The organism is Actinomadura mexicana (assembly GCF_900188105.1).
Classification (GTDB): Bacteria; Actinomycetota; Actinomycetes; order Streptosporangiales; family Streptosporangiaceae; genus Spirillospora; species Spirillospora mexicana.
This window is the reverse complement of sequence record NZ_FZNP01000013.1, coordinates 216,636-229,212: the sequence shown is the minus strand read 5'-3', so window position 1 is coordinate 229,212 and position 12,577 is coordinate 216,636. Positions and strand designations below refer to the sequence as shown.

Below are 12,577 nucleotides of genomic sequence, written 5' to 3'. Positions count from 1 at the left end.
CTCTCCTAGTCGGGCAGGCCGAGGGCGCGGACGCTGAGGGTGTCCAGGGTCTCCAGGAGGCGTTCGGCGCCCTGCGGATCGCTGCCCTGGACGATCCACAGGTACAGGGAGTGGTCGACCATCGTGGCGAGGGCGCCCGCCGCCGTCTCCGCGTCGAGGTCGGGCGGGACGAGCCCCTCCCGCTGCCAGCGCGCGATCACCCGCGCGGACCGTCCCACCGATGAGGCCCGGTGCTTGCGCCGCAGCTCCTGGAACTCCTCGTTGAACGTGGCGACCTGCTCGATGATCGCCATCATCCGGGCGTTGCGCAGGTAGGCCTCGTAGTAGGCGCGGTTGGCGCGGCGGACGCGGTCGGCGGGCCCCGGCCCCGCGGACGGCACCAGCGCGTGGTCGGTCATCTCCTCGAACAGCCGGTCGGCGACCTCCAGGAACACCGCTTCCTTGGTGGGGAAGTAGGTGTAGAAGGAGCCGTAGGCGACGCCCGCGTGCCGGGTGATGTGCGCGACCCGGGTCTCGGGGAAGCCGCGCTCCTCGAACACCTCGCGGGCGGCGGCGAGCAGGCGCTCCCTGGTCCGGGCGCCGCGCTCGGTGAGCGGCCGGCCGCCGGGATCGTCGCCGCTGCGCATCGCCGTGCTTCCTCCCGCCGGGGTTGACAACCCGGGAACGGTATCCGAGCATCAGGCAAGTTGATATGACTGTCAAGTCAACTTCCGCGGCGCGCTCCGCCGCAAGGAGGTTCCATGAACACCGAGTTCGAACTCGGCGGCATCAACCATCTGGCGCTGGTGTCGTCGGACATGAGACGCACGGTCGACTTCTACTCCGGCGTCCTCGGCATGCCCCTGATCAAGACCATCGACCTGCCGGGCGGCCTGGGGCAGCACTTCTTCTTCGACTGCGGCGGCGGCGACTGCGTGGCGTTCTTCTGGTTCCCGGACGCGCCGAACGGCGTCCCCGGCGTCTCCGCCCCCGCCGGGCGGCCCGAGCAGGGCGAACTGCTCAGCGCCGTCGGATCGATGAACCACGTCGCGTTCCACGTCCCGACCGACAGGTTCGACGAGTACCGGCGGCGGCTCAAGGACAAGGGCGTCACCGTCAGCCCCGTCCTCAACCACGACGACAGCCCGCTGGGCGTCTCCGGCGACGTGCACGACGGCGTCTTCGTCCGGTCGTTCTACTTCCAGGACCCGGACGGGATCCTCCTCGAGTTCGCCTGCTGGACGCGCACGTTCGACGCCTCCGACGTCTCCCACGAACCGAAGACCGCCGCCGACCGGACCGCAGGGAAGGACAGGCATGCCGCGACTGCGTGAGGTCCCCCGCGCCGAAGTCACCGACGAGCAGATCCTCTTCTTCTACGACCGCCTCTTCGCGCCCGACCGCGACCCGGCCGTCGACCACGGCACCGCGACCGGCTCGCCGGGCGACTGGTGGACGGTGTTCGCCCAGTCCCCGGACGTGTTCCGGCACGCCGTCCGCGGCTTCGCCCTGTACCGGGGCGCCGACCTCGACCCCGTCCTGCGCGAGCTCGGCCAGTGCCGGGCCGGGTGGGCGCGCGGCAGCCAGTTCGTCTTCTCCCAGCACTGCAAGCAGATGCGGGCCCTCGGCATGCCCGAGGAGAAGATCGAGTCCATTCCGCACTGGCAGACGGCCGACTGCTACTCGCCCCTCGAACGCGCCGTGCTCGCCTACACCGACTGCCTCGTCCTGGACGGCGGCCGCGTCCCCGACGCCGTCTTCGAGGTGCTGCAGAAGCACCTCCCCGACAAGGAGATCCTCCAGCTCACCTACATCACCTGCATGTACGACATGCACGCGACGATGTCCCGGGCCCTGCGGCTGGAGTTCGACGACCGTCCCGAACCGGTCGTCGAGGTGGCGGCGCCCGAGGGGTACGGCACCCGCGACATCTCCGCCGACCTCACCGGGGAGGGCTGATGCTGTTCCCCGTGCCCGACCGCGTCCGGGACGTCCGCGACGCCGTCCACGCGTTCATGACCGAGCGCGTCGAACCGGCCGAGCCCGCCCTCAACGCGGGCGACCGCGGGAAACTCCTGAAACTGCGCCAGGAGGCGAAGGACGAGGGACTCTGGGCACTCGGCCACCCCGCCGAACTGGGCGGCGGCGGCATGCCGTTCCTCGACTACGTCTACATCAACGAGGTGCAGGGACGCAGCGAGTGGGGGCAGCTCGCCCTCGGCACGTTCACCCTCCAGGACTCGCTGATGCTGCACACGTATGCGAGCCCCCGCTGGCGTGACCGCTACCTCGCCCCGATGGTCGCGGGCGAGGTCTCCCCGAGCTTCGCGATGACCGAGCCCGCCTACGCCGGCTCCGACCCGACCCAGCTCCAGACGAGGGCCGTCCTGGACGGCGACCACTGGGTCATCAGCGGCCGCAAGTGGTTCACCACCGGCGCCGGCGAGGCCGCGTACACCACCGTCATGTGCCGGACGGAGCCCGAGGGCACGCCTCCGCACCGCTCGTTCAGCATGATCATCGTCCCGACGGACACGCCCGGCTACGAGATCGTCCGGGAGACGCCCGTCCTCGGCCTGAACGGCGGCCACTACGAGGTCGCCTACAACGACGTCCGGGTCCCGGCGGACAACCTCCTCGGCCCGCGCGGCCACGGCTTCGTCATCGCGCAGGAGCGCCTCGGCCCCGGCCGCATCTTCCACTGCATGCGCTGGCTCGGCCAGGCCCAGCGCGCCTTCGAGCTGATGTGCGCCCGCCTGGGCTCCCGCGTCGCGTTCGGCGAGGCCCTCTCGGCGAAGCAGCTGATGCAGCAGCACGTCTTCGACTCCTACACCGAGATCCAGGCCGCCCGCCTGCTCACCCTCCAGGCCGCCGAGCAGATCGACGCGGGCGACCAGGCGCGCATCGAGATCGGCGCCATCAAGGTCGTCGGCGCCCGCATGCTGCACAACGTCATCGACCGCGCCATCCAGACCCACGGCGCCGCCGGCCTCACCGACGACACCCCCCTCTCCCGCATGTACCGCCACGCCCGCGAGGCCCGCATCTACGACGGCCCGGACGAAGTCCACATCCAGAGCACCGCCAAGCGCATCCTCAAGAAACTCGGCTAGACGGAACCGGCCTCACCCCGAGCGAGGTCCTCCACCCGAAGACCTCCCGGGTGTGCCGGCACCGGCCTCCAGGCAATCCAGCCCCCGGCTGTAACCGGGATCCTGCTCGTCCAGTCGGCGGAGCCGCAGATGACGCGAGTCCTTCCGCTCCTGCCATTCGTAACCGTCGACGAAGACGCCGCTCAGTTCGACCGTGGCGGCGGCGGCGAACACCAGGCCGTGCTCGGCGATCCACGCGTCCGCGAAAGTGGCGAACGGTTCCTCGTAGTAGTCGTAGTCGTCCCTCAGCGGCCACTCCGCGGCGAGGCAGGCCGCGATGACGGCGGCGCCCTGGGGGTCCGCCTCGCCCCGCAGATATGCGCGGGCGGACCCGACCAGATCTGCGCGGCTCCGCGGGTCGTCGAGCAGATGGTCGATCTCGTCGCGCGTCTCCTTCACCCACTGCTGAACGGTGGAGACGGCGCCAGTGTCGAGTTCGAACGAAGGTCCGTGCGTCCCGCCGCGACGTGGATGGAGCGCGGCGCGCCAATCATCAGGAATGACGAGAAGATTCTCGTTTTTGGGCATGTGGGCAGATTAGTGCCGTCGTCCGACAGAATCAGGGGACCATGGAAGGGCATTCGCGCGTGTCCGAGGCGATTTCCCGCACTTCCCGTCCTCGCTCCTGGTGGGACGGCCCTCGCGTCCGGCCATGGCGCCGAATCGACCGAGGTTCAGGTGATGGCCATGGTCGCCGAAGGGAGCGCGATCCCCGCGCGCATCCGGCGCTCTCAGGGCTGGAGAAGGAAGAGCTTCCGGTCGACGCGGTCGAGTGCGCCGCCGCGGCCGACGACCAGGCCGGTGGCGAAGTCGACGAGGCGTTTGGCGTCGCCGTCCGGGAGGTCCGTCAGGTCCATGAGCCCGGGCACGCCCTTGCGGAAGAAGTGCCCGACGTACAGGACCTCGTTGTAGTTCTGCGGACGCAGCGACTTGACCACGGGCCCCAGTCTGCCCGGCGCCTTCCCCGGGTCAAGTCACCCACGCCACAGGCAAGAAGTTTCTCCCGATTGTCGATCCGCCCGTCCGCCGAGCGACGTGTTGGTGACGAGAGGGGATCGACATGGGTAAGCACGCGAATGTTCAGGAGTACGCGGCGGACGTGCCGGAGGGGCTGCGGGAGGTCCTGGAGAAGGCGCTCGCGGTGGTCGGCGAGGCGATGCCCGAGGTCGAGCCCGCGCTGTGGCACGGTCAGCCGACCTGGAGCCTCGGGGACAAGCCGGGACAGAAGCCGGTGTGCTTCCTCAAGGCGTACCCCAGGCATGTGACGTTCGGCTTCTGGCAAGGCCAACTGATCGAGGGCGGCGCTGACCGCTTGGAGGCCATGTCCAGGCAGATGGCCGGTGTGAAGCTGCGCAGCCTGGACGACGTCGACGCCGACCTGTTCGCCGGCTGGGTGGAGCAGGCGCGCGACCTGGAAAAGTAGTCAAGGCTGCTGACGTCAGAACAACTTGACGCACACGCGCGCCGTCGGAGACCGCCGCCCCGGCGCGAGGAGGTCCTCGAACTCCTCGCGCCGGGGAGGTGATCGCGAGGAGGGCGGTCCACGGACGGCAACTCGCCGTCCGCTCGGCCCGTCGCGCGGGAAAGCCCCGGGACGATGGGCGCGCCTGCACGGTTCGCCTCACCATCCCGGTGACCGCGCCCCGCCACGACCCACGCGTCGACCGGAGGAGGCACTGCAATAGGCGCCAAAAAGTTTCTCTCGGTTAGCACTGGGAAATCTGTGTGCTAGAGGGAACGGAGGCGATTGGCATGGAGGTCGTTCTTGAAATGACCCTGCCGAGGAACGCAGAGAGCGCTCCGCTGGTGCGGCACACGCTCGACGCCTCTCTCCGCGGGCTCGGAGTGGGTTCCGAGGTCCGTGCCGATATCGCGCTCGCGCTGGGTGAGGCGTGCGCGAACGTCATTCAGCATGCCGCGGCCGGAATGGAGTACGAGGTCCGGGCGCGGATGGACGGGGCGCGGTGCGTCGTGGACGTCATCGACGGGGGCACGGTGGACGGGGCGGACGGGGCCGCGGTGTGGGAGCACGCGGAGGCGCCGCCGCTGGCCGAGCACGGGCGGGGGCTTCGCTTGATGCGGGCGTTCACGGAGGGGGTCCAGATCGCCGGGCGCCCTCACCGGAACGGGTCGATCGTGCATTTCGAGAAGTCGCTGGCGAGCTGACGGCAGGGAACGGCCCGGCGGGCGGGTGCCCGCCGGGCCGCGGCTCCCGGGGCCCGTCAGCCGGTGACCGGCAGGTCGTGCTCGACCGGGGTCGGCGCGGGTGCCTCGGAGGGGCCGTGCGCGGGGCCGGCGGCCTTGCCGCAGGTGGCGGACGCGACCCGGATGGCGCCCCTCTTCCCGGGCAGGGCCAGCTCCATGCCGGTGACGGCGAGGCGCCCGTCGGCCGTGCGCTGCTGCTTGTTGAGGACCAGGGCCGTCCGGCCGAGGCCGTCCACGTCGACGGGGACGGTGGTGTTGGGCGGCGGGGTGGAGTCCAGGTGCTTGCCGGCGATCGTGGCGCGGGCGAGATGGGCGCCGCCCTGCCCCGCGGTGCACTTGGCGGTGACCGCGTCGGCCAGCAGCTTGGCGGACGGGACGGACAGGTGCGCGACGGTCGAGCGGGCGCGGGCGGCGGAGGCGTCGACGTCCAGCGCGGACGCCTTGACCAGCTTGGTGCGGTCTTCGCGGAGCAGGCTCTTGCTGACCCGGCCGGTGCTGGAGGAGACGGCGGGCACCGGCGGGACGGCGAGCGGCCCGGTCACGGTCAGCCCGTATGCCGAGCCCTCGCTCCCGGGGGCGGCGGCGAACGCCGGAGCCGGGGCGGCGGCCGCGGCGAGGCCGGTGGCCAGCAGCCCGGCCGTGGCGAACCGTTTGGCGGCATGGATGTGGCGCATGAACTTACTCCGATTCTGGTGAGGGCTGGGAGTGGTGCCCGGCCGGTCAGGCCGAGATGAACACCAGGGAACCGAGCGGCACCCGGGACAGCGCCTTCAGCGCGACCGCGGGCACGCGCACGCAGCCGTGCGTGGCGGCCTTGCCGAACACCGAGGCGTCGGGCCAGCCGTGGAGCGCGACGGTGCCGGGACCGCCGCCGAAGGTGTCGAGGGTCGCCGAGTGGGTACCGAGCGGCAGGACGATGGGACTCGGCGTCTTCCCGGCCGGGGCGAGCGTCGCCATGACGAACGTCCGGCCGGTCGGCGTCGGGGTCTTGACGTCGCCGACCGCGACCGGCCAGCGCCCCACCGGGCGCGCGGACTTCTCCAGGACGAGCCGCCTGCGGGTGAGGTCGACGCGGACGGTGTAGGGCGTGCGCGCGGTCTTCAGCGCGGTGCCGGGGACCCACCCGGTCGCCCCGTTGGGACGGCTCGGCAGGAGCACCCTGCGCCAGTCGCCGGAGGTCTCCACGACGGGCACCCACGTGGGGCCGCCGAGTTCGGTGGTGGGAAGGGTGGCGAAGCGGTGTCCGGCCGGACGGTCGAACACCGGCGCCGGGCTGGTCGGGTGGACGACCAGGCCGTCGGTGGCGCCGCCGGGAGTGGTGTCGGCCGGGGCGCCGGTGACGGTCGTGAAGGTCGTGGCCTCGGGGACCTCGGCCGGCGCGGCGTTCCCGCCCCTGGTCCCGGCCGACGCCGTGCCGTGCCCGGAGGAGGAGCCGCCGCAGCCGCCGGCGGAAAGGAGCAGGGCAGTGGTGATCCCGCCCGCGGTGACGGCGCGCAGGGAATGCCGAGGGGCACGTATGGTCGCCATGAGCGGGGATGTTAGTAGTGGTGAAGGCGGCCGTATCGAGAATGGCGAAAACGCTCCGGACACCGCCGTTGTAAATATATATAATGCTCTATTTGGAAGGCGCTTTGCGGAGGGTCACGACTTTTCGGGGAAAACGGATTCCATGGACGGTTCACGCGAGCATGGAGAGGGAACCGCCGTCGTCGCCGGGACGGGTGGCCGCCTCGTGGAACTCGGTGAGCCCCCGCAGCAGCGCGGCCTGCGCGGCGGCCGGCATCTCGGCCAGCACGCGGGTGAGGTCCTCGCGCCGCCGCAGCCGGAGCCGGTCGAGGAGCGCCTGCCCGTCGGAGCTCAGCCGGACGGTGACCTGGCGCCGGTCGCGCCCCGGGTCGCGCGTCAGCAGCCCGGCGGCCTCCAGCCGGTCGCACAGCCGGCTCGCCGACGACACCAGCGCGCCGAGCTCGCCCGCCAGCCTGCTGATGTTGACGGGCCCCCGCTCCAGGACGAACAGCGCACGCAGTTGCGTGGACGGAATAGGGACATCCGGGGCATTGTGGGCGCGCGACCACACGTTCAAGAGGGTGGAGGCCGCATCGTCGAGCGCAGCCGCGGATTCCGCGGCGTCCTCACCCGACGTGGCCACCATGCCCTCCACTGTTACACACGACGTCGCCCACGGCATCCCGGCGGCCGCGGGTCCACCGGCCGCCGGGGCCCTGCGGCGACGAGGCGAGGATCGAGATGCACGGTGCACCCGGGGAGAACGGGCCGTTCGAGGCCGCCAGGAAGGCGATGTGGGCGGCCCCGCCGAACGAGGTGATCGCCGTCGCGGCCGACATGCTCGACCGGCACGCCGGCGGCGCGGACACCGAGGTCCTGGTGATCGACTACCGGCAGACGTTCCTCGTCCGGACGCGCTCCGCCGGCGACGACGTCCCCGTGGACAACACGCCGGCGGGACGGGCGTTCGCCTCGCAGCGGCCCGTCCGGGAGGACGGGGGCGGGCTCGCCCACCTGCCGCTGACCGTGAAGGGGGAGCGGATCGGGATCCTGTCGGTGCGGCTTCCGGACGGCGGGCCGCCCTGGCTGGACGACTTCGCCGGCGTGCTCGCCCGCGCCCTCAAGATCGCCGACCAGGCCACCGACCGGTACCGGCGCCTGCGCCGGCGGACGCGGCTGACCCTGGCCGCCGAGATGCAGTGGGATCTGCTGCCCGCGCCCGCCTACCAGGCGTCCGAGCTCTGCTTCGCGGGCCAGCTGGAGCCCGCGTACGCGGTGTGGGGCGACGCCTACGACTGGGCCACCTCGGGTGAGCGGTTCACGCTGACCGTCAGCAACGGGATGGGGTCGGGCACCGAGGCGGCGGAGCTCACCCATCTGGCGATCAGCGCGCTGCGCAACGCCCGCCGGTCCGGCGGCGACATCGTCGAGCAGGCCGAGCTCGCCGACGAGGCGGTGTTCGGACGGTACCGGGGCGAGCGGCTCGTGGACGCGCTGCTGCTGGAGTTCGACCTCGCCGACGGGCGGGTCCGGGCCATCGACGCGGGCTCACCGGTGATCACCCGGATGCGGGGCGGCGCCACGGACCGGATCGGGTTCGAGGCGCAGATGCCGCTCGGGATGTTCGGCGACACACGCTACGTGCCGCAGGAGTTCGCCGTCGAGCCGGGCGACCGGCTGGTCATCGTCAGCGACGGGGTGCACACCGCACGGTCGCCCGCCGGGGTCCTGTACGGCGACGCCGGGCTGCCCCAGGCGATGCGCGCCACCCGGTTGCAGGAGCCGCCCGAGGCCGTACGCACCATGGTCCGGCACTACGTCGGCTTCCACGAGGGCACCGAGCCGTCCGACGACGCCGTGATCGTGTGCGTCGACTGGACGGGCCGTGACCCGGACCCCGGCGAGGGCGACCCCGGCAAGGTCGTCGTGGCCGGCGAGGACGCCTAGCCTTCGGCGTCCTCTGCGGTGCCGGTCGGCGGCTGGGCGGGCAGCGTCCACCGGAACGTGGTCCCGGGGGCGGCCGCATCCGGCTCGGCGTGCTCGTCGGCGGCGAGCCAGATGCGGCCGCCGTGGTATTCGACGATCTTCTTGCACAGCGCCAGGCCGATCCCCGTTCCGGTGTACTCCTCGCGCGAGTGCAGCCGCTGGAAGATGAGGAAGATCCGGTCGGCGTAGCGGGGGTCGATGCCGATGCCGTTGTCGGCGCAGCCGAACTCCCACTCGTCCCCGGCCCGGCGGACGTCGATGGTGACGCGCGGCGGCACGCCCTCCCGGCGGAACTTGATCGCGTTTCCGACGAGGTTCTGGAACAGCTGGACCAGCTGGGTGCGGTCGCCGGGCACGTCGGGCAACTCCGCCACGTCCACCTCGGCGCCGGTCTCCTCGCGCAGCGTGGAAAGGTTGTCCAGCGCCTGCCGGACGACCTCGTCCAGGTCGACGGAGTCCTCGGGGCGCGCCGTCCGGCCGACGCGGGAGAAGCTCAGCAGGTCGTTGATCAGGGCCTGCATGCGCTTGGCGCCGTCCACGGCGAACGCGATGTACTGCCGCCCGCGCTCGTCGAGCTGGTCCCCGTACCGGCGTTCGAGCATCTGGCAGAAGCTGGCGATCTTGCGCAGCGGCTCCTGCAGGTCGTGGCTCGCGACGTAGGCGAACTGCTCCAGCTCGGCGTTGGAGCGGCGCAGCTCCTCGGTCTGCTCGTCGAGCCGGCGGGACTTGTCCTCGCTGGTGCGCCACTCCTCGGTGATCCGGGCGCGCATCGCGTCGATGATCGCCGCCAGCTCGTTGATCTCCGCCGGGCCGGGGACGTCGAGGCGGTGCCCGAAGTCGCCCTCGGAGACGGCGCGGACGCGTCCGCTCAGGGTCGACACCGGTGTCAGCACGGTCCGGCGGAACAGCACGGCGAGCAGCAGCGCGGCGACGACGACCATGGCGAGCGCGGCGAACGTGGACCACTGGGCGGTCCTCGCGCGGGAGTTCAGCTTCGCGGCCGCCCGGTCGTGCAGCGCGGTGATGCCGGCCTGGAGCGGCGTCATGTCGCCGCGCGCCTGCACGAGCAGGCGGCTCGCCACCCGGCTCTGGCCGCGGTCGATGCCCTGCCCGCCGGGCCCGGCCGCGATCCGGTCGGCGAACCCGGCCCGCCAGGCGCGCGAGTCGGCGGTCGCCTTGGCGAGGAGCCGGTCGACATCCTCGTGCCCGGTCACCCCGGCGAGGAGGCGGCGCATGCGGGCCGCGGACGCCGCCTCCTGGCGCACGGCGGCCCGGTACTGCTCGACGTGCTCGCGTCCGCCGTCCTCGGCGTACGCGCGGATGGCCGTGTCCTGGCCGGTGACGGCGGTGGAGAGCCGGAACTGCTCCAGCGTCGCCGGGTCGACGCGCTCGATCAGGACGTCGCGGGCCTGCTCGTTCTCGTACAGCGCCATCCCGGCCTGCACGAACGCGGCCAGCAGGAGGGCGCCGAGGACGGCGGAGCCGATCCGGTAGATCTGGACGAGCCGCACCCGGCCCATCCCCTGGCCCTCGGGGATCTGCGCGCCGGGCAGCACGGCGCCCGGTCCGGCGGCCCGCGGCTCCTCGCCGGTCTCGGCGGACGCGGCGGTCACCGGTCGTCCCCCCGGCTCAGCATCAGCAGGGCGAGGTCGTCGGCCAGAACGTCCCCGTTCAGCCGTTCGGCCTCTGCGATAAGTCCGTCGACGAGCACGTCGCCGTGCCTCCCCTCCTCGTGCGCGGCCCTGGCGAGCCGCAGCAGGCCGGCCATGTCGAGGTGCCCGCCGTCCTCACCGTCGGCCCCCTCGATCAGTCCGTCGGTGTAGAGCAGCAGGCCCCACCGGTCGCCGAGCTCCAGGTCGGCGGCGGGCCATCGGGCGCCCGGGAGCAGCCCGAGCGCCGGGCCCCGCGGCTCGTCCGGGAGGGCCTCCACGCCGCCCGGGGAGAAGAACAGCGGGCACGGATGCCCGGCCCGGTGCACCCGGGCGGTGCGCCGGTCGGGCGCGATCGTCACCATGCAGGCGGTCGTGAAGATCTCGTCGCTCCACCGCTCGTGCTGCAGCACGGCGTCGAGGGTGTCGAGGAGGCGCGGGCCCGTGTGCCCGGCGAGCACGAGCGTCCGCCACGCCATGCGGAGCCGGACGCCGAGGGACGCCTCGTCCGCGCCGTGCCCGCTCACGTCGCCGATCACGGCGTGCACGGCGCCGTCGGCGGTCTCCACGGTGTCGTGGAAGTCGCCGCCGAGCAGGGCCCGGTCGCGTCCCGGCCGGTAGCGGGTGTGGTGCCGCAGCGTCGTGTCGTGCAGGATCGGCACGGGCAGCAGGCCGCGCTCCAGCCGGGCGTTCTCCCGGCTGAGGGCGCGCGCCTCGACGAGTTGCCGCTCGGACTCGTCGGCGCGCTTGCGCTCGATGGCGTAGCTGATCGCCCGGGTGAGCAGCGCGCCGTCGGCGTCCTGCTTGACGAGGTAGTCCTGGGCGCCGGCGGCGACGGCCGCGACGCCGACGTGGGCGTCGGCGAGGCCGGTCAGCACGAGCACGGCGGTGGTCGGCGCGTGCTCGCGCACCTGGTGGAGGGCGTCGAGGCCCTGCGCGTCCGGGAGGGACAGGTCGACGATGACGCACTGGATGTCGGCCCGCAGCGCGGCGAGGGCCTCGGCGAGCGTGGCCGCGACGGTGATCCGCAGGCCGGGCTGCGCCTCGGTCAGCAGATCCTCGAACAGGAACGCGTCGCCGGGATCGTCCTCGACGAGAAGGAGGTGCGGGGAACCGGCGACACCGAGGAGCCGCTCCGCACCGCGACTGGGCATCGCGGCCATGTCTCAGCTCCTTCTGTCCGGCGCGGCCGGGTCGATGTCAGGCGGGAGGCCCTTGCCATCGAGCAAATGTTAGAGGTATCGAGCGCTCGGGGCGCACGCGGAGCGGCCAAAAGGGCTCGCCCGGAGGAACCTGCTCGCCTTCCGGTAACGATGTCCTCTCCCGCGCCACTACCTCGTGACATGACCCGAACGGACGGACGGAGGAGCACGCGGTGGCAGACGAGGGCCCCGATGAACAGCGCTTCACCGCGATCTACGACGAGTGCCGCCAGCGCGTGTGGGCCTACGCCGCCGCCCGCGCCGGCGGCCAGGTCGCGGACGAGGTGGTGAGCGAGACCTTCGCCGTGGCGTGGCGGCGGCTCGCCGACGTCCCGGACCCGGCGCTGCCGTGGCTGCTCGGCGTCGCGCGGAACGTGCTGCGCGACGGGCACCGCGCGCGGGTGCGGCGCGAGTCGTTCGCGGCCGAGCTCGGACGGTGGGCGCCGCGCCAGACCGGCGACGTCGCCGAGGAGGTGGCGGAGCGGCTCGCGGTGCTGCGCGCGATGGCGGCGCTGCCCGAGGGGGACCGGGAGATCCTGATCCTCATCGCCTGGCAGGGCCTGACCCCGCGCGAGGCCGCCCGGGTGGTCGGCTGCTCGCCGGCGGCGCTGCGGGTGCGCCTGCACCGCGCGCGCCGCCGCCTGGTCCGCGCGGCGGAGGACGAGCAGACCGGCGCCCGGACGGCACGCGCCCGACCGGATCCGCCCCGCCCGCCCGCCCGAACCGACACGGAGCCCGGCACGGGCGGCGCGCCGGTACGCGGATCGCGGTCGCAGGTCCGGTTCATCAAGGAGGAGACGGCATGAGCGGGAGCGGGTCTGGGACGCGGCGGACCGGTGTCTCGCAGGGAGACGGCATGAGTGGTGTGAAGCGCGGATCGCGGGGGGCCGGTCCTTCG

Annotated in this window: 15 protein-coding genes; 7 read left to right on the top strand and 8 right to left on the bottom strand. The window is 72.7% G+C overall.

From position 1 onward, the window contains the following. Positions 1–5 precede the first annotated feature (5 nt). A complete protein-coding gene (locus CHC11_RS30000; RefSeq protein ID WP_089315197.1) occupies positions 6–626 on the bottom strand; it encodes a TetR/AcrR family transcriptional regulator in 621 nt (206 codons plus the stop codon). Between the two features lie 114 nt (positions 627–740). On the opposite strand from CHC11_RS30000, the gene CHC11_RS29995 reads away from it, so the two are divergent. From CHC11_RS29995 to CHC11_RS29985, 3 genes are read left to right on the top strand one after another with little or no spacing between them, the layout of a single operon-like run. Continuing rightward, positions 741–1,313: a VOC family protein gene (locus CHC11_RS29995; protein ID WP_089315196.1), complete on the top strand. Its 573-nt coding sequence runs from the start codon at positions 741–743 to the stop codon at positions 1,311–1,313. Further along, positions 1,297–1,938: a carboxymuconolactone decarboxylase family protein gene (locus CHC11_RS29990; RefSeq protein WP_089315195.1), complete on the top strand. Its 642-nt coding sequence runs from the start codon at positions 1,297–1,299 to the stop codon at positions 1,936–1,938. The genes CHC11_RS29995 and CHC11_RS29990 overlap by 17 nt, the downstream gene beginning before the upstream one ends. Next, complete coding sequence (locus CHC11_RS29985; protein WP_089315194.1) at positions 1,938–3,092, top strand: acyl-CoA dehydrogenase family protein; 1,155 nt, start codon at positions 1,938–1,940, stop codon at positions 3,090–3,092. Before CHC11_RS29990 ends, CHC11_RS29985 begins: the two co-directional genes overlap by 1 nt. Positions 3,093–3,104: 12 nt before the next feature. Here the strand turns inward: CHC11_RS29985 and CHC11_RS29980 are convergent, their stop codons facing one another. After that, complete coding sequence (locus tag CHC11_RS29980) at positions 3,105–3,659, bottom strand: hypothetical protein (protein WP_143227372.1); 555 nt, start codon at positions 3,657–3,659, stop codon at positions 3,105–3,107. A gap of 203 nt (positions 3,660–3,862) precedes the next feature. Further along, positions 3,863–4,069, bottom strand: coding sequence for a cell division protein SepF (gene sepF / locus CHC11_RS29975; RefSeq protein ID WP_089315192.1), 207 nt, complete (start codon positions 4,067–4,069; stop codon positions 3,863–3,865). Positions 4,070–4,191: 122 nt separating this feature from the next. Here sepF and CHC11_RS29970 point away from each other — a divergent pair, with 122 nt between their 5' ends. Further along, positions 4,192–4,554 (top strand): DUF1801 domain-containing protein, encoded by a 363-nt coding sequence (locus CHC11_RS29970; RefSeq protein WP_089315191.1) that lies wholly within the window; start codon positions 4,192–4,194, stop codon positions 4,552–4,554. Between the two features lie 347 nt (positions 4,555–4,901). Next, positions 4,902–5,297, top strand: a complete 396-nt coding sequence (locus CHC11_RS29965) for an ATP-binding protein (protein WP_245919930.1) — start codon at positions 4,902–4,904, stop codon at positions 5,295–5,297. A gap of 56 nt (positions 5,298–5,353) precedes the next feature. Here the strand turns inward: CHC11_RS29965 and CHC11_RS29960 are convergent, their stop codons facing one another. The 3 genes from CHC11_RS29960 to CHC11_RS29950 form a co-directional block, all read right to left on the bottom strand. Then, positions 5,354–6,010 carry a choice-of-anchor P family protein gene (locus tag CHC11_RS29960; protein WP_089315190.1) on the bottom strand — a complete coding sequence of 219 codons (657 nt, stop codon included), beginning with the start codon at positions 6,008–6,010 and terminating at the stop codon, positions 5,354–5,356. Between the two features lie 46 nt (positions 6,011–6,056). Further along, positions 6,057–6,863, bottom strand: a complete 807-nt coding sequence (locus tag CHC11_RS29955; protein WP_089315189.1) for a L,D-transpeptidase — start codon at positions 6,861–6,863, stop codon at positions 6,057–6,059. 151 nt (positions 6,864–7,014) lie between these two features. Continuing rightward, positions 7,015–7,488, bottom strand: a complete 474-nt coding sequence (locus CHC11_RS29950) for a MarR family winged helix-turn-helix transcriptional regulator (protein ID WP_089315188.1) — start codon at positions 7,486–7,488, stop codon at positions 7,015–7,017. 95 nt (positions 7,489–7,583) lie between these two features. On the opposite strand from CHC11_RS29950, the gene CHC11_RS29945 reads away from it, so the two are divergent. Then, positions 7,584–8,789 carry a PP2C family protein-serine/threonine phosphatase gene (locus CHC11_RS29945; protein ID WP_245919928.1) on the top strand — a complete coding sequence of 402 codons (1,206 nt, stop codon included), beginning with the start codon at positions 7,584–7,586 and terminating at the stop codon, positions 8,787–8,789. On the opposite strand, the gene CHC11_RS29940 is transcribed toward CHC11_RS29945, so the two are convergent. Continuing rightward, a complete protein-coding gene (locus CHC11_RS29940; RefSeq protein ID WP_245919926.1) occupies positions 8,786–10,441 on the bottom strand; it encodes a sensor histidine kinase in 1,656 nt (551 codons plus the stop codon). The genes CHC11_RS29945 and CHC11_RS29940 overlap by 4 nt on opposite strands. Beyond that, positions 10,438–11,640 carry a PP2C family protein-serine/threonine phosphatase gene (locus CHC11_RS29935; protein WP_245919924.1) on the bottom strand — a complete coding sequence of 401 codons (1,203 nt, stop codon included), beginning with the start codon at positions 11,638–11,640 and terminating at the stop codon, positions 10,438–10,440. The genes CHC11_RS29940 and CHC11_RS29935 overlap by 4 nt, the downstream gene beginning before the upstream one ends. A gap of 212 nt (positions 11,641–11,852) precedes the next feature. On the opposite strand from CHC11_RS29935, the gene CHC11_RS29930 reads away from it, so the two are divergent. Then, positions 11,853–12,485, top strand: a complete 633-nt coding sequence (locus tag CHC11_RS29930; RefSeq protein ID WP_089315187.1) for an RNA polymerase sigma factor — start codon at positions 11,853–11,855, stop codon at positions 12,483–12,485. The last annotated feature ends 92 nt before the right edge of the window (positions 12,486–12,577 follow it).